General features: G+C 52.1%; 17 protein-coding genes and 2 pseudogenes. 8 read left to right on the plus strand and 11 right to left on the minus strand.

The window, feature by feature from the left end; translation table 11 throughout:
- Window positions 1–44 precede the first annotated feature (44 nt).
- A complete protein-coding gene (locus tag CWM52_RS09155; protein ID WP_100683809.1) occupies window positions 45–1,145 on the minus strand; it encodes an AAA family ATPase in 1,101 nt (366 codons plus the stop codon).
- Between the two features lie 98 nt (window positions 1,146–1,243).
- Window positions 1,244–1,507, minus strand: coding sequence for a hypothetical protein (locus CWM52_RS09160; RefSeq protein ID WP_202395525.1), 264 nt, complete (start codon window positions 1,505–1,507; stop codon window positions 1,244–1,246).
- 293 nt (window positions 1,508–1,800) lie between these two features.
- Between CWM52_RS09160 and bla the strand changes: the two genes are divergently transcribed.
- Complete coding sequence (gene bla, locus CWM52_RS09165; RefSeq protein ID WP_100683810.1) at window positions 1,801–2,676, plus strand: PLA/ORN/TER family class A beta-lactamase; 876 nt, start codon at window positions 1,801–1,803, stop codon at window positions 2,674–2,676.
- A 25-nt stretch (window positions 2,677–2,701) separates the two neighbouring features.
- Here bla and CWM52_RS09170 read toward each other — a convergent pair.
- Window positions 2,702–2,908, minus strand: a pseudogene (locus tag CWM52_RS09170) (Tn3 family transposase); the annotation flags it as partial.
- A gap of 1 nt (window position 2,909) precedes the next feature.
- Between CWM52_RS09170 and CWM52_RS09175 the strand changes: the two are divergent.
- The 5 genes and pseudogenes from CWM52_RS09175 to CWM52_RS09195 form a co-directional block, all read left to right on the plus strand.
- Window positions 2,910–3,353 (plus strand): annotated as a pseudogene (locus CWM52_RS09175) (resolvase); the annotation flags it as partial.
- A gap of 55 nt (window positions 3,354–3,408) precedes the next feature.
- Window positions 3,409–3,933: a PAAR domain-containing protein gene (locus CWM52_RS26015; protein WP_227521275.1), complete on the plus strand. Its 525-nt coding sequence runs from the start codon at window positions 3,409–3,411 to the stop codon at window positions 3,931–3,933.
- 11 nt (window positions 3,934–3,944) lie between these two features.
- Window positions 3,945–4,475: a PAAR domain-containing protein gene (locus CWM52_RS09185; protein WP_100683811.1), complete on the plus strand. Its 531-nt coding sequence runs from the start codon at window positions 3,945–3,947 to the stop codon at window positions 4,473–4,475.
- A gap of 2 nt (window positions 4,476–4,477) precedes the next feature.
- The gene (locus tag CWM52_RS09190) at window positions 4,478–5,656 is read left to right on the plus strand and encodes a hypothetical protein (RefSeq protein WP_100683812.1); all 1,179 of its coding nucleotides are present in this window, start codon (window positions 4,478–4,480) and stop codon (window positions 5,654–5,656) included.
- 2 nt (window positions 5,657–5,658) lie between these two features.
- The gene (locus CWM52_RS09195) at window positions 5,659–6,054 is read left to right on the plus strand and encodes a hypothetical protein (protein WP_100683813.1); all 396 of its coding nucleotides are present in this window, start codon (window positions 5,659–5,661) and stop codon (window positions 6,052–6,054) included.
- A gap of 223 nt (window positions 6,055–6,277) precedes the next feature.
- Here the strand turns inward: CWM52_RS09195 and CWM52_RS09200 are convergent, their stop codons facing one another.
- From CWM52_RS09200 to CWM52_RS26990, 5 genes are all read right to left on the minus strand, one after another.
- Window positions 6,278–6,508, minus strand: coding sequence for a hypothetical protein (locus tag CWM52_RS09200; RefSeq protein WP_100683814.1), 231 nt, complete (start codon window positions 6,506–6,508; stop codon window positions 6,278–6,280).
- A 494-nt stretch (window positions 6,509–7,002) separates the two neighbouring features.
- A complete protein-coding gene (locus CWM52_RS26985) occupies window positions 7,003–7,128 on the minus strand; it encodes a hypothetical protein (RefSeq protein WP_255410867.1) in 126 nt (41 codons plus the stop codon).
- Window positions 7,129–7,375: 247 nt separating this feature from the next.
- Window positions 7,376–7,819, minus strand: a complete 444-nt coding sequence (locus CWM52_RS09205; RefSeq protein ID WP_100683815.1) for a hypothetical protein — start codon at window positions 7,817–7,819, stop codon at window positions 7,376–7,378.
- A gap of 228 nt (window positions 7,820–8,047) precedes the next feature.
- Window positions 8,048–10,093 (minus strand): peptidyl-dipeptidase Dcp, encoded by a 2,046-nt coding sequence (dcp, locus tag CWM52_RS09210; RefSeq protein WP_100683816.1) that lies wholly within the window; start codon window positions 10,091–10,093, stop codon window positions 8,048–8,050.
- Between the two features lie 90 nt (window positions 10,094–10,183).
- Window positions 10,184–10,306 (minus strand): hypothetical protein, encoded by a 123-nt coding sequence (locus CWM52_RS26990; RefSeq protein WP_255410868.1) that lies wholly within the window; start codon window positions 10,304–10,306, stop codon window positions 10,184–10,186.
- A 512-nt stretch (window positions 10,307–10,818) separates the two neighbouring features.
- Here CWM52_RS26990 and ydfG point away from each other — a divergent pair.
- Both ydfG and CWM52_RS09225 read left to right on the plus strand, forming a co-directional pair.
- Window positions 10,819–11,568, plus strand: coding sequence for a bifunctional NADP-dependent 3-hydroxy acid dehydrogenase/3-hydroxypropionate dehydrogenase YdfG (gene ydfG, locus CWM52_RS09220; RefSeq protein ID WP_100683818.1), 750 nt, complete (start codon window positions 10,819–10,821; stop codon window positions 11,566–11,568).
- Window positions 11,569–11,664: 96 nt separating this feature from the next.
- The gene (locus CWM52_RS09225; protein WP_032687529.1) at window positions 11,665–12,351 is read left to right on the plus strand and encodes a GntR family transcriptional regulator; all 687 of its coding nucleotides are present in this window, start codon (window positions 11,665–11,667) and stop codon (window positions 12,349–12,351) included.
- 57 nt (window positions 12,352–12,408) lie between these two features.
- Here CWM52_RS09225 and CWM52_RS09230 read toward each other — a convergent pair whose 3' ends face one another.
- The 3 genes from CWM52_RS09230 to CWM52_RS09240 form a co-directional block, all read right to left on the minus strand.
- The gene (locus CWM52_RS09230; protein ID WP_100683819.1) at window positions 12,409–12,840 is read right to left on the minus strand and encodes a universal stress protein; all 432 of its coding nucleotides are present in this window, start codon (window positions 12,838–12,840) and stop codon (window positions 12,409–12,411) included.
- A 337-nt stretch (window positions 12,841–13,177) separates the two neighbouring features.
- Window positions 13,178–14,641, minus strand: a complete 1,464-nt coding sequence (locus CWM52_RS09235) for a mannitol dehydrogenase family protein (RefSeq protein ID WP_100683820.1) — start codon at window positions 14,639–14,641, stop codon at window positions 13,178–13,180.
- Window positions 14,642–14,855: 214 nt separating this feature from the next.
- Window positions 14,856–16,232 carry an MFS transporter gene (locus tag CWM52_RS09240; RefSeq protein ID WP_100683821.1) on the minus strand — a complete coding sequence of 459 codons (1,377 nt, stop codon included), beginning with the start codon at window positions 16,230–16,232 and terminating at the stop codon, window positions 14,856–14,858.
- Window positions 16,233–16,242 lie beyond the last annotated feature (10 nt).

The following is a 16,242-nucleotide window of genomic DNA, read 5'->3' on the forward strand; positions in this document are numbered from 1 at the left end:
ACGCCGCGTAAACCGCAACTTAGCGGCCAGACAGGCCGCTAATATTATCCGCCCACCGCGGCTTTAATTCGCGTCTCGCCGTCGCTGTTTTCCAGCTCGTATATCCGGCTGGCGGCCTGCGCGGAGATAAGCGCCGCCAGCTCGGCAGAGTGGCTGGTCAACCAGATCTGGCTATAGCGTGAGGCTTCGACAATCAGCCTGGCCAGCGCCGGGAACATCTGCCGGTGCAGGCTGTTTTCCGGTTCGTTGATCGCCAGAAATGCCGGCGGACGCGGACTCAACAGCGCGACCGCCAGACATAAAAAACGCAGCGTACCATCCGACATTTCCGCCGCCAGCAGCGGGCGAAACACCCCGTTGCGCCGCATCTTAATCGAAAAACGCGAGTTTTCGTTTTCGCAAAAGAACGCGCACTCCGGAAAGGCGGCGGCCAGAATCTCGTGCAGAAGTTCTTCGGCGCCAATTTCGACAATCGTCTGAAAAGCGGCGGCGAGATTGTGCCCGTCGCTGTCGAGGACCGGTGAACGGTAACCTACCGTCGGATGGCGGAGCGCCGAATGGCGGCCGATATTAAACTCGTGGTAGAAACGCCACTGGCGCATGGTTTCCCGGACGCGAGAGACTTCCGGGAAGCGGTGCGGCTCGCCCAGTTGACCAAAAATCGATTCATTTTCATAAATCGTGTCGGTGAAGGTATTTTTCTCGCCGTTGACATCGAGCAGGAACGCAGCCTGGTTTTTACGCTGCAAAACCCTGGCGGAAGGTCGCCGGGAGAATCCCGCCAGCCAGATGGACTCCTCTTTGACAATCGGATCGAGCATAAACTGGGTGGGATAAGGCAGCTTTTCCGGGAAGCCCACCTGAAGTTCATAGTCGAACTCGCCGGTCAGACAGGAAATTTGCAACCGTCGCGGGTGGCGCGCCGTGGGCGCCGTTCGCCCCGACCACATCACATTTTCCAGGCCGCCCTCCTCGCTGATATAGCTGGAGAACTTGCCGTCAGCGGAGGCGGTTAACAGGTGAATGGCTTTGTAGATATTGGACTTGCCGCAGCCATTCGGCCCAAACACGATATTGAGCGCGCCCAGTTCCAGTTCGATATCCCTGACCGACCTGAAATTTTGTATGCGGATATGGTGAATCATGGTGCTCCCGATGAAAAACTCCGTGCTACGGCGGTGGCAAACAAGGGGATGATAACACGGTCAGGCCGGGCGAAGATCAATCGCCCGGGCGAACGCACTCAGCGGAGAGACTTTTTCATGCCCCGGGTCAGGGCCACGCGTTTGAGCTTGTCAGCATCGTCATGGCTTTCGCTAAACACGCCGAAAAAATAGCGCTCATCATCGATCGTTTGCGAAACAATCCGATAGCTCAGCGGGTTGCCGGATTTCGCGCCATACTGCGCGGCGGTGACGGACAGTTCCGTCGCGGTACCGGCGACGCTGACCAGCAGGCCATCCGCCTTTCCCCCCACCAGCATGACCTTAATTAGCGGGTCCACCATGTTCCTCCCGGATGGATCAATGGTTAATACGTGATTGCCAACGGCGTAGAGCATTTACTCAACCTTCAGTACATTCTTATAGTTCATCGCAGCCCGAATGAAAAAAACTCTTTCATATACTCAGCTAAGCATTGATTATTACGGGTAAAAACTGGCTGATGATGAAGGAAAAAAGAGAAATTGTGAATCTCACAGCGCTTATTTACCGTTATTTTTTTCTTTATTTTCCATGACGTCGGCAAAAACCAGTCAGCTTTGCTGGTCTACAACAACCTCCAGGGAAACACTCCGCTATGCGCCAATATCGATTCGCCCTTCTGCCATTGTTAGCCGCCCTGGCGCTCCCCGGATGGGCGCATGAAGCCACGGTGGCGATGGTTAAACATGCCGAAAGTCAGCTTCAGGGTCGGGTCGGCTATGCCGAACTGGATTTAGCTTCCGGCCAGCTGCTGGCCGGCTATCGCCCGGACGAACGATTCCCGATGATGAGCACCTTTAAAGTGCTGCTCTGCGGCGCGGTCTTGTCGCGCGTCGATGCCGGTGAAGAACAGCTCGATCGCCGGATCCACTACCGGCAGCAGGATCTGGTGGAATATTCGCCAGTGACGGAGAAACACCTTACCGCTGGGCTGACCGTGGGCGAATTGTGCGCCGCCGCCATTACCCTGAGCGATAATACGGCGGCAAACCTGCTGCTGACCACCCTCGGCGGCCCGCAGGGGCTCACCGCCTTCCTGCGCCACAGCGGCGACCAGACTTCACGACTCGACCGCTGGGAAACGGAACTCAATGAAGCGCGGCCGGGCGACGTGCGCGATACCACCACTGCGCAAGCGATGGCCAGAACACTGCGAAATCTGTTGACCGGCCGCGTGCTTTCCCCCGCCTCGCAGCAGCAGTTACTGCACTGGATGGTCGAGGATAAAGTGGCGGGGTCGCTGTTACGATCCGCGCTGCCAGCGGGCTGGTTTATTGCCGATAAGACCGGGGCCGGCAATCGCGGCTCACGCGGGATCATTGCCGCTCTCGGCCCGGACGGAAAAGCCGGGCGTATCGTGGTGATTTATTTGACCGGGACCCCGGCCTCCATGGATGAGCGCAATAAACAGATTGCGGCTATCGGCAAAACGCTGGTCGCGCACTGGTCCGCAGACGAGAAAACGCCCTAGCCGGGGTCAGTTTGGATATCGAAAATTATTGTACGTTAAGGCTATTTTTTGACCTTTCGACTTTAGCTGGTCTCAGCCGGCGAAACTTACCGGAAGCCGGTATCCGGTTACTTTTCCAGACATAATCGCCTGTCAGATTGATATGCTCCCAGCCTGGCGGGGATAAATGCGACAGCAATTGATCGTTGATCTTCACCCCTTTACGCTTCAGGGCATCGACCACTCTTTCCATATTAGACCGCCTGACCCCTCTGAGCAACAGCGACTGGATGACGCTGAAAAAGCAGATCGAGCGACACGAGCTGCGGATTGTCAGCCTGGATGTACCCACCTCATGGCAGGCACTGTCAGATAAAGACCCTTCGCAGGCTGACCCAATCACCCGCGCCGTGATAACCGCCATCAATAACATGCTTATCGACCGGATGGCCGCGATGTCGCATAAGGACTGGCTGAGCCGCCGCCAGCGCCAGAAGCAGGGAATTGAGCGGGCGCATACACTGGGTAAATACCGGGGAAAACAGGCCGATCAGGAACGGCATCAGAAAGTCCTGTACTACCGGCAGGTCAAGAAACTGAGCATCCGTGAAACGGCAGATGCGACAGGGTACAACCCCTCCCAGATATGCCGCATTCAGGCACTGTACCGGCAACCAGAAGCCAAAGATTATGGTTAAGTTGTGATTGTTGTATGATGCCAGTGAGTATAACCGCTTATATATTGAGGGATTAATGATGGCAAGAGCACTGGCCTGTTTGGGTGATAAAACGAGTTACGGAGAAATCATTTCTGCGACAGCGTCCTGGTTTGAAGGAAGTAAAGCAATAGCCCGGACCGGCGACAAGGCATCATGCAGTAAATACAACGGGTATTTTGAAATCCTTGCCTCCGCACAGGACTGGGCAGAAGAAGGCAAAGCATATGCGGCCACAGGTGACAGAGTACTGTGCCGTTGCCCCGATCACTATGTTTACGGTTCAGCCACGCAGTCTACCAGCACAGGTACTGGCTCTCTGACCTCCCGCAATACCAGTCAGTCGCCTGTACCGGCGCAGCAGGCACAGGACTCCAGCGCCCGGAACTGCATCCGTTTCCAATGCGCCGGTGACGATGGCCAGCTAATGGCAGGCTGCCGCTACACCCTGATGTTCCCGGACGGGCGTTCTGAAGCTGGCGTTACTGATGAACACGGGGTTACCGGATGGCATTATGCTGAATCGGCAAACGATATCAGCCTGCATATTCTTACGGACTGAGGAAAACATGTATGTATGACAAAAGGTGGAGCGGTGTACACGGTAAAAACTCCGGGCTTGATGGCGATAAAACGTCAACAGGAGCAGTCTGCTATGCCGGAAGTCAGGGCTGGTCAGTAAACGGAAGGCGAAAGCTTTACGTGGGTGATAAAACGTCACCCTGCCCGAAATGCGGACAGACAGGCGTGATTGCCTCAGGCGATCTCCGGCAGACAAACCCACAGGGACGAGCGGTCGCCGTCAATGGTTCACCAGTACGCTGTGGGTGTGCAACCGGAACGAACTTCGTCATTGCAGCAGGAAACCCATCAACGGCAAAAATTGTCAGCGCACAGAGCCAGTCAGTGCAGCAACCTTCTTCACGTAACACTCTTCGTTTTCAGTGTGCAGATGATGACGGCAGACTGATGGTGGATTGTCGGTATGTTCTGATGTTCCCGGACGGTCATACAGAAACGGGGAATACGGATAACCAGGGGATGACAGCGTGGCATGATGCTGAATCCGCTGAAAATATTAACCTGCATATATTAATGGATTAATTATGGCTGTTTACCACCTCAGTACCCGCATTAACTCTAATGTCCCGGCTGATTCTTTGCTGTATGACCTGTGTATTTATCGCATGGATTCCGAAAGGAATAAATATTCCCTGGTGGATGTGAAGCAACAGCCGTTTCTTGGCAAGAATGAAACACAGAGTCACATGACCGGAAATATAAATGAGTCACTCTCGATAATTTATATTATGGAAATGAAGCTTTACAGAAAAACCATGTTGCATACGCACTGTGTAACGCCTGTTCCGTTCACTAAGATGTACACGCTGGAAGAATTTGCGTCAGGCAAAGCCTGGTCTCCGGTGAAGCGGGAAAATCCCTGTTATTTTGAGTCAAAAGGGACAATGAAGCCTGAAAGTCAGGGGGGCGAAACAAAGCTGATAAAAATCACCATCCCGGAACGTCCATTTATTGCAAAGGAATACCCCATTGGCAATCCCAGAGACCCTTTTGATAAAAATTTAATAGGACGTCAAATAGATGAGAGATTTAACGGATTTGATTTCCCTAATCAAATAGCAGCAAGTGTATGTGGACCTGCTGCATTTTTTTACTGTTTGCAAAAGGATCGCCCTGATGTGTATGCGCAAGCTGTCCGTGAACTTTGGCGGTACGGGAAAACTAAAATAGGTGACTTAATCATCTCGCCTGGTGAAGGTTGCCGTCACCCAACAGGTACATTTTACTTTGAAGACAGCAGGCCGAAGATAGCCGGTACTGACTGGATGACACTAGCTGGACTCAGGGATTCAGAGAATACCGTACTGAACTTTGATGCTCTTGATTCTCCAGTTGCAGGCATCACAATGTGGCAAACACTGACGGAATGGTTTGAAAAGGCTGGTTATGAAATGGTCTATAGTAATGTAGGGATCACTCAGGCAGGCGTCCAGGGAATCAGAGATTTAAATAAATATATAGAACAAGGCTATAAAGTCGTTACATTAATAAATGATGGACTTCTAGTAAATAGTACAAATAAAACAACGTTGCCTACGCACTGGGTTGTCTGGAATAGTTCAGTCACACAAGATCCCAACGGGTATATTAGTTTGGAATTATTTTCTTGGGGGAAAGAAAGAAACTGGATAAAACCTAAAAAAGACTTACAGTTTTTTATCAATAGATTTTTTGGAGGGATGGTTTTTAAACCATTGAAATAAAAATGAGAAAAGTTTTTTTTGCTTTATCTTTGTTTTTACTATCAGCCTGTTCGTTACAGGCAGAATTTATTCCAGAAAAGGATGTTCTTAATGATGCAACTGTAGGGGAACCTTATTATAACCAAATAAATATATTTGGCGGAATAGTTCTTTCTTATAATCTTTATGGTAAACAAGTCATTGCGGGCGATATTCATCCAGATAATTTAGGTCTCCACTTACAATATTGTGATGATGATGAATTCAATAATTGTATTCAGATTAGAGGAATACCAACAAAAGCAGGTATAGTTAAAGTACGAGTACATGGTGGCTTAGGTGGCGGAATGCTTTCAAAATCAGGCGATTTCGACAAAACCTACACTATCACGATCAAAGATTCAGAAGGATCTTCTTAAGATCGTTTGAGAGGAGCTCTCAGCATCGCTCATCAAGATACGAAAATCCGCTCAGAGAGCGGTTTTCTCACATCTAAGTGGTTAAAAAACAACCTTAACGTACAATAATTTTCGATATCCAAACTGCCCCATAGCCGGGCAACGCATCAGAAGCCCCCGGAGAATGCGCGCCCCCTGAGGTAAAAAAGCCTCGCCAACGCGAGGCCTGACGCGATGGCCGGGATTAGTTTTCCTCGTAGCCTTCGAGCGCATCCTGAATGGCATCGGCTAAGGAGGCGACTTCCTGAGCCACATTGCGTAAATCCATCTGGCTACGAATACCGGAATTTGCGGTTGATGAAGAGACGGCGGCTTTCGAAATTTCTAATGCCGCCTGAACAGCGAGCAAACGTTTATGCTTCTCGATAGCTGCGTCGTCGCTATCGCCATCAAACTGGAAGTATTTTTCTAACATAGCGGATCCTTTCAGCCATTTTATTATCGGGAGGATATTCTCGTCTAAGCGGAGAAAAATAAATAGCAAAAAAATATTAATGACAAAGAGTTAATATTCCTCTGTTTAACCACGCCGTTCAGGGCGCAGGATGTCGCTGATTTTCCCGCACGCCTGCAAATTCATCATAACCAAATACTCTGGTCAACTGACGCCCACGTTGATGATTTAGTGGTATTGTGCATCGCGATACCTACCGGTTGTGACTTTTGAAATGTTGATAGTGTCATTTCACCCCCTTTTTCCTGAACGCCCATTAGCGTGGTAAAAAGGGGGATTTCTTGCCCACTTGCTGAGGATCTAAAAGATCGTCACTTTACATTCATCTTGATGGTGTAGATTGCCAGACATGACCTGCGATACCGGATGGTTTACCAGTGAGAACACATAAAATTATTCCGTTTCTGGCCTTTATCCTGGCATTGATAGCCGGGGCATTTTTTAGCCGACCCTCTTCACGGATTGTGCAGAATAAATGCATGTGGTTCGATGGGGTCATGACGACGTGCATGACAAAACAGGGTATGGCGCATTACCACCAGCCCGGTACAGTTCACCATTGAACGGCGGCAAACCGCCATTTCCCTTTCCTGCACAGACCATTCCACACGCTAAGGGTGTCATATCCTCTTCATAATACTACGGAATACTATCCTCGCGCTTTACACAACCAGGCGCGGGAGTTGCCTTAAAGACACCCCATGTGACGATGATGTATTGACTTTATTAATTGGTCGGCCGCCCATGAACGGGCGGTCTTTTTTCGTTCTGAACTATGCTTTAACAAGACGCTGACGAACGGAGAAAGGAAACGTAGCCGTCTTTTTATTACCAGAGCGAAAGGTTCCCCGCTCTCGGGTGATTATAATTAGCCACCCAGACACGAATATTGTTTTGCAGAATCACCGTAAACCCGGTTTCCAGTTGAGTATGAAAATACTGCAACACGCTATATTCCTCAATGATATAGTGAAGCGCTCTTATATTCCCCTTCATTGGAAAGCACTTTTCTTTTGCATCAACGCTTATATTATTAATCTGAAATTTGGTTATTGACCGACGGTGACTACAGTCACCATATTCAGTATAAGAAACAACCAGATTTGCTCCCGGAGTTCCCTGGTATGCAAAACTAATCAGTACAGGACGACCATCCTGTGTTTGAGTGGCATCCGCCATTATCCCGTTATGTTTATGCCAGACGTTATATCGAGGTTCTGCTGTTGCTGTGAAGGCTAAAAAAACCAGGAGAATAAAAGAAAAGCTTTTCAAAACAAATACCTGCACCTATCCATGTGTTTTATTTGCGTGCATTATACACCACTCTCCAGGCCTTCAGCCATCGCGCTGTTTTACGGACGGGAGGATGTCAAACGCCTCTTTGCTACCTCGACGTCAATTTAGCAGAATTTAAAGCGTTATTTTGGGGGGATTTTAGGGGAACAAAATGGATAAAAAACCGGGCTCTGGGCCCGGTCCTCTTTTACTCGATAAAACGCTCTACTCGCTCAGTCCGCGATTTTCCAGCATCGGCTCAATTTTTGGATCGTGCCCGCGCCACTGGCGATAAAGTTCAGCTAAATCAGTGCTATTGCCGCGCGACAAAATCGCCTCGCGGAAGCGTTGGCCGTTTTCGCGGGTTAAGCCGCCCTGCTCAACAAACCACTGATAGCCATCATCGGCCAGCATCTGCGTCCACAGATAAGCATAATAGCCCGCGGCATAACCGCCGCCGAAAATATGCGAGAAGTAGTTGCTACGATAGCGCGGCGGCACTGCGGCCAGGTCCATTTGCTCCTGACGCAACGCCATCGCTTCGAAGCTATCGACATCGTGCGGAATGTCCGCCGACGAGAGGCTATGCCAGTGCATATCCAGCAGCGCCGCCGCCAGCAACTCGCTCATGTCATAACCCTTATTAAACTTCGCCGCGCGTAGCATACGCTCACGCAGCGTATCCGGCATCGCGTCCCCGGTCTGATAATGGCGCGCATAGTGGGCGAACACCTGCGGTTCGCTGGCCCAGTGCTCATAGATCTGCGACGGAAACTCAACAAAATCGCGCGGCGTATTGGTCCCCGACAGACTGGCGTAACGCTGACTGGCAAACAGCCCGTGCAGCGCATGACCAAATTCATGGAATAAGGTGATGACCTCATCCCAGGAGAGCAGCGCGCTGTGGCCGGCCTTCGGTTTCTGGTAGTTGCAGACGTTGTAAATCACCGGATGCTGCGCCAGCAGCGTGGATTGCTCAACGAAGACGTCCATCCACGCCCCGCCGCTTTTCGAATCCCGCGAGAAGTAGTCGCCGTAAAACAGCGCCAGGCCTTCCCCGTTGGCGTCAAAGATTTCCCATACCCGGACATCCGGGTGATACACCGGAATATCAAAGCGTTCGACAAAACGCAGACCAAACAGCTGCGACGCTGTCCAGAACACGCCGTCCTGTAAAACGCGATCGAGGGCGAAATAGGGTTTTAACTGCGCTTCATCGATGGCGAACGTCGCCCGGCGCACCTGTTCGCCGTAGTACAACCAGTCCCAGGCCCGAGCCTTAAAACCGCCGCCCTCACTATCAATCACCCGTTGGATATCCGCCAGCTCCCGCTCCGCTCTGGCCCGGGACGCCGGGGCTATCCGCCGCATGAACGCAAATGCCGCCTCGGGCGTTGCCGCCATCTGGTCGGCCATCGACCAGCTGGCGTAATCCGCGACGCCCAGCAGTTCAGCTTTCCGGGCGCGGATCTCCGCCAGGCGCAGTACCAGCTCGCGGGTATCATTCGCATCGCCCTTCTGATTACGTGTCCAGCCCGCGGCAAACAGATTCTCACGCGTCTGGCGATGGCGTAAAGCGAGCAACGCCGGTTGTTGAGTGGTGTTCAGCAAAGGCAACAGCCAGCGGCCGCTCAGCCCTTTCTCCCGCGCGGCGTCTGCGGCTTCGGCAATCTCCTCAGCGCTGAGTCCCGCTAACAGCTCTGCGTCGTCGACCACCAGGCCGCCGGATTTAACCGCCGCCAGCAGCCGCTGTTGAAACTGGCTCTGCAAAGCCGCCGCCTGGGTATTCAAAACCCGCAGCTCCGTTTTTTGCGTAGCGGCCAGGGTCGCACCGGCAAGGGTAAAACGCTGCCAGGTGATCTCCAGCAGCCGACGGGACTCGCTATCTGACGGCCAGGCGTCACGCTGCTGCCATACCTGCTTCACGCGCTCGAATAGCGCTTCGTTAAGCCAGATATCATTTCCCAGATCCGCCAGCTCAGCAGAAAATTGCTCATCAAGCGCCTGGATCGTCGGATTAGTATGCGCCCCGGCCATGGCGAAAAACACCCGGGTGACGCGTGCCAGCAGTTGACCGCTCAGCTCGAGCGCGACCAGCGTGTTGGCAAAGTCCGCCGGCGCCGGGTTATCCACTATCGCGGCAATCTCTGCCCGCTGACGGCGAACCCCTTCATCAAAGGCCGGTCGGTAATGGGTATCGTCAATCAGCTCAAAATGGGGTGCCTGATAAGGCAACAGACTGACGCGCAAAAAGGGGTTATTGTCGGCCATCATCATCTCCTGGACTCGGTAATCCAGTAAGATTAGGCAACTCATTGATTGACCGCAATGATTTCCGCCTGCAGGCGAGCGGGAACGCGGTCATAACAAAAAATAGCAAATGCAGGCGACCAGCAGCGCCCCCGTAACGCCAAGAATATCGATAGCCGTGCTGATTAAGGTGGCGTGCGTTGAGATGCTCTCGTCTTCTTCCCATTCGTTCATCGGAACCCTCCTCAGGCAAAAAACGCCGACGCAGCAAGGATTTCAGTGTCAATCCTGCGCGCTTCTGTCGTGTGGCGGCAGAATAACAATCCCCATACAGGGTCGATGATCAATTCATGCCATGAATGCTTTCTGGCCTGTTTTTCGGCAAGGTTCGCCTGATTTTTAGACCGGAATCGTCTTTTCCCAGGGGGAAAAGCGGCCGAACGTCCACCTCGTAAGGCGGTGATTTTTCTTCCGGCTGAGAGGCATTTTTCCCGCGCTCGCCATCGCAATTACCTGTTTTGGAAACGTATTGCTTGCTCCACGGATGTAGACTCTCTTTTCTTTTGTCGCTACAGTGCTTGTCACGCGCTTATCGTCATTGCGTAATTTTTTTCTCCGGCCTGGTGCCCTTTGGGGCGCTGCGACACGTCGAAGAACAATTTCAGCGAAAAATATGAAGCAAGACGGTATGGAAAGCCCCGACATGAAACGCCTGGGGCATGATGAGAACATTGACAGGAGCGATGATGATTATTCTGATTACCGGGGCAACAGCAGGTTTTGGCGAAAGCATGACTCGCCGTTTTATCGCGAATGGTCACAAGGTGATCGCCACCGGGCGTCGTGAAGAACGCCTGAAAACATTGCAGGATGAGCTGGGCGATAATCTCTACACCGTGCAGCTGGACGTACGTAATCGTGCCGCGATTGAAGAGATGATGGCCGGGCTGCCGGCCGAATGGCAGGCCATCGATGTGCTGGTCAACAACGCCGGTCTGGCGCTGGGCCTCGAGCCGGCGCATAAAGCCAGCGTCGAAGACTGGGAAGATATGATCGACACCAACAACAAAGGGCTGGTCTATATGACCCGTGCCGTACTGCCGGGTATGGTTGAGCGTAACCGCGGACATATTATTAATATCGGATCCACCGCCGGCAGTTGGCCCTATTCCGGCGGCAATGTCTATGGCGCGACCAAAGCATTTGTCCGCCAGTTCAGTCTGAACCTGCGTACCGATCTGCACGGCACCGCCATTCGTGTCACCGATGTGGAACCCGGCCTGGTCGGCGGTACTGAGTTCTCGAACGTGCGCTTTAAAGGTGATGATGCCAAAGCGGGTAAAGCCTACGAGAATACCCAGGCGTTAACCGCGGAAGATGTGACCGAAGCGGTATGGTGGGTCGCCAACCTGCCTGCGCATGTCAATATCAACACGCTGGAAATGATGCCGGTCAGCCAAAGCTTTGCCGGTCTGAACGTCCATCGCGCAGGCTAATCCTCGCAACCCGGCCGCTTTGCGGTCGGGTATGTATGGGCGAACGGACAAATAACGCGTAAAATAGCGCATATCCCCCAATAAAAGTAACCATCAATGGCCGCAGAATTGCAACTTAATCCGACACAGCCTGTAAACCAGCAAATTTATCGTATCCTTCGTCATGACATCGTTCATTGTTTGATTCCGCCGGGTACCCCGCTGTCTGAGAAAGAAGTGTCTGTGCGCTTTAGCGTTTCCCGCCAACCGGTGCGAGAGGCCTTTATCAAACTGGCGGAGAATGGCCTTATTCAAATTCGCCCGCAGCGCGGCAGCTACGTTAATAAGATCTCACTTTCCCAGGTACGCAACGGATGTTTCGTTCGCCAGGCTATCGAATGCGCCGTGGTGCGCCGCGCCGCCGGGATGATCACCGCCGAACAAATCTATCAGCTTGAGCAAAACCTTAACCAGCAGCGTATTGCCGTTGAGCGTCAGCAATTAAATGATTTTTTCCAGCTGGATGATGAATTTCACCAAAAACTGTCGCTGATTGCCGACTGTCAGCTGGCGTGGGATACCGTCGAGAATATTAAAGCGACCATTGACCGGGTCCGCTATATGAGCCTCGATCATATTACGCCGCCGGAAATGCTGTTGCGCCAGCACCATCAAATTTTTCAGGCCCTGGAGAATCGCGATGCGGATGCGGTAGGCACCGCGATGAATATTCACCTGCATGAAATCAGTGAATCGGTATTATTAATTCGTCAGGAAAATCGCGACTGGTTTAGCGAAGAGTAAATGATTCTGGCGGCAGTCAAATCATCAGCAATCCTGCCGCCCTGATAGATCAATACGCTAGCGGACAACCAGCACCGGTATTTTTGCGTAGCGCAGGATAGACTCGGCGTTCGAACCAAGAAGATGGGTGGAAAGGCCCGGCGTGCGTGAGCCGACAACAATCACGTCGAACTCGTCGGCTTTCCCGATGGCCAGTATTTCATCGCGCACGTTGCCAAATACGACCCGGGTATGAATGCGCGCCGCGGGAATCGAGAACAGACGGGACAGCGTCTGCATTTTCATTTCTGATTCCGCTTGCATAAAGGTTTCGAATTTCCGAATATCCGCAGCGAACCCGCGTAAAATCGAACGACTGCTGTTCGGCAATACGTTTAATAACGTAATTTCGCCCTCTTCAGCCGAGGCCAGGAACTCAGCATGACGTATCGCTTTATCACTCAAATCCATTTCAAAGACATCGACAGGCAAGAGAATTTTCTTGTACATATTCGGCTCCTTTTTCCGAGGCACTTAATTTCACTGCGCACATCATGACATATTTATTTTCAGTCCCACACTGATAATAATCCTGAGATCCGGCATATTCGTTAAAATAAATATCAATTATATATAGTTAACTCTGGATAGCTAAAGATATGTATATTCAATGTCCTCGATCAATATTTATATAAATATCCTGAATGACTATTTTTAGCGCCTGAGAAAACGTTCAACCACAAGGTTAACGTTCGCTGATTGCACAAAAAATTAAGACACCCGGATAGGTGTCTTAATTTTTAACAAACCGCCCTTGCGCCCGCCAGGTCGATTGGGCCCGCTGACGTTAGTGCGTCTGAGCCCAGGCGGCGACGGTCGCTTTCGCGCCCCGCTCTTTCAACGACAGCCAGGCATTAGTGATAGCATCGACAAAACGACCGTTCTGCGGCAAATCGCGGCCAAAGATAGCTTCGATGCCCAGCAACGCTTTTACCCGTTCCGGGCCCTCAACGCTGCTCTGGACTGCCTGCTGAATGACCGGCAGCAGCGGATCGCAGATCTCAATCGCCTGCCCCTGCTCATCCACGCCACCGACATAGCACATCCAGCCCGCAATCCCCATCGCCAGCAGGCTGAAGTCGGTGTGCTGCGCGAGATGCCAGCGCACGGAATCCAGCATCCGTTGCGGCAGTTTCTGGCTGCCATCCATCGCAATCTGCCAGGTGCGGTGCTTCAGCGCCGGGTTGCTGTAGCGGTCGATAAGAAGCCCGGCGTAATGTTCCAGATTAACGCCCTGGACCTTCAGCGTCGGCGCCTGTTCGCTCAGCATTAAGGTGCGCGCCGCGCGACGGTAATTCGGGTCCTGCATACAGTCATTGATATGCTGATAACCGGCGAGATATCCCAGATAGGCAAGGAAGGAGTGGCTGCCGTTGAGCATACGCAGCTTCATCTCTTCAAACGGCACTACATCTGCGACCAGTTCAGCCCCCGCTTGTTCCCACGCCGGGCGACCCGCCACAAAGTTGTCCTCAATAACCCACTGACGGAACGGCTCGCAGGCGACGCCCGCCGGATCGCGCACGCCGGTCAACTGCTCAATTTTATCCAGCGTGTCGGCCGTCACCGCCGGTACAATGCGGTCAACCATCGTCGACGGGAAAGTCACCTGTTGCGCAATCCAGTCGGCGAGATCGCGGTCAATTGCCCGCGCGAGGGCGCAAACAACATTACGCGTTACGTGACCGTTCTCCGGCATATTATCGCAGGACATCACGCTGAATGCCGGTAAGCCTGCGGCTTTGCGCCGCGCAAGGGCTTCAACAATCACCCCCGGCGCAGATTTCGGCTGGTGCGGATTGACGATATCCGCAGCAATCAACGGGTGATCGAGCTGTATTTCACCGGTGGATGGCGAGTGGCAATAGCCTTTTTCGGTAATCGTCAGCGATACAATCGCCACCTGAGGCTCACACATCTTCGCCAGCACGCTTTCCAGGCCGTCGACCTCAGCATGCATCGCTTGTTTCACCACGCCGACCACGCGGGCAGTCCAGGCGTCCGCCGACATTTCGGCAACGGTATACAGCAGATCCTGTTGCTGCAGATCGGCAATCTGCTGCTCGCCGCCAATCAGGTTAACTTCGGTGTAGCCCCAATCGCTGCCCTGTTCTGCCGCCAGAATATCGGCATAGACCGCCTGATGCGCGCGATGGAATGCGCCAAACCCCAGATGGACAATCCGCGAAACCAGTTTGCCGCGATTGTAGGAAGGAAGCGTTGCCTTGGCTGTTAAAAGCGTGTTTTCCATGGTGACTCTCATTTTATGATTACCGATCAACCATTCTCGAGGAGAATGCCTCTGTGAGATAAACCATCTCATGCAATTGGTATAACATCCTTGATTTCTGTCAACTACCATACAAGAAGAGCGCGCCATTCACCGTCTGTTTCATGACGCGTGAGTAAAGGAAATAAAAAGCCGGGTTCCGCACCCGGCCAGCATGCCTCGATCTGTCAACGGCTCAGGTTAACTGACCGCTTCTCACCGCGCGATGCTGAGGAGTGGCGTCCGCCGCATCGTCCAGCAAGCTCAGATCGCGGTCCCGCACTTCGGGCATGAGCAGAGCGGAGAGCAAACCAATGACCGAGTAACAAATCAGCATCGCCACAATCGGCCACCATGAGTCCGTCATGTTACAGAAAATACCGGCCAGCAGCGGACCAAAACCGACGGCAACTAATCCACCGGTTTCTTTTGAAATCGCCATTCGCGTAAAACGGTTACGCGAGCCGAAAATTTCCGCCATAGTGATATTTTCAAGCGCGAACAGGCCCAGCACGGCAATATTATGGATGACAATTAACGATGCCATAATGGCGCCAGCGCTGTAGCTCTTATCAACAATAATCGAGATCATCGGATAGGCCAGTAAAATAGCCGTGATATTCACGATAATATAAGGTACCCGGCGACCCATTTTATCCGACAACCACCCGAGGAAAGGGATGGTGATAAATCCGATCCCGGAACTAATCATTAAAGCATCGGTTGGAATGGCTTTATCAAATAATAATGTCTGTACCAGATAACCGGCCAGGAACGTTTGCAATAAGCCTGAATTACCCTCCTGACCGAAACGTAACCCGGTTGCCAGCCAGAAGGATTTACTTTTCAGCATCGCACCAAAGGTATTATCCTGCTCCACAGCGCTATTTTGCTGAGTACTCCCCTCGTTGACCTGTTCAAATACCGGGCTTTCTTTAAGATTCAGACGCAGCCAGATAGCGAATACCATCACGACTGCGCTGGCAAGGAACGGGATTCGCCATCCCCATGCCACCAGCTCTTGACGATCGAGAAGGAAAAACATGACCGCCCAGATAGCCGTTGCGCTCAGGGTACCGCAGTTGGTGCCCATGGCCACCAGCGACGAAATGATGCCGCGTTTCCCCTTTGGCGCATACTCAGCCAGCATGGTACCTGCTCCGGAGATTTCAGCCCCGGCGCCCAGCCCCTGGATAATACGTAACGTCACCAGTAACACTGGCGCAAAAATGCCAACCTGCGCATAGGTAGGTAACACCCCAATCAGGGTGGTACAAATACCCATCATAGTAATCGTGATAAAGAGAACTTTTTTCCGTCCGATCTTGTCCCCCATCCGGCCAAAAATAAAGGCACCGACTATTCGCGCGATATATCCCGCGCCATATGTCCCCATCGCCAGAATGAGCGCCATGGCGGCTGATTGCTCAGGAAAAAATATTTCATGAAAAACCAGCGCGGCCCCTAAAGAATAAAGTTGAAAATCCATAAATTCCAGTGCGGTCCCTAACCACCCAGACACAGCCGCACGGATGAGATCGGTCGTTGTTCTCTCATTATTTATTGTAGTCATCATTATTTTC

Origin of the sequence: Raoultella sp. T31, from assembly GCF_002806725.1 — a bacterium.
GTDB lineage: Bacteria > Pseudomonadota > Gammaproteobacteria > Enterobacterales > Enterobacteriaceae > Klebsiella > Klebsiella electrica.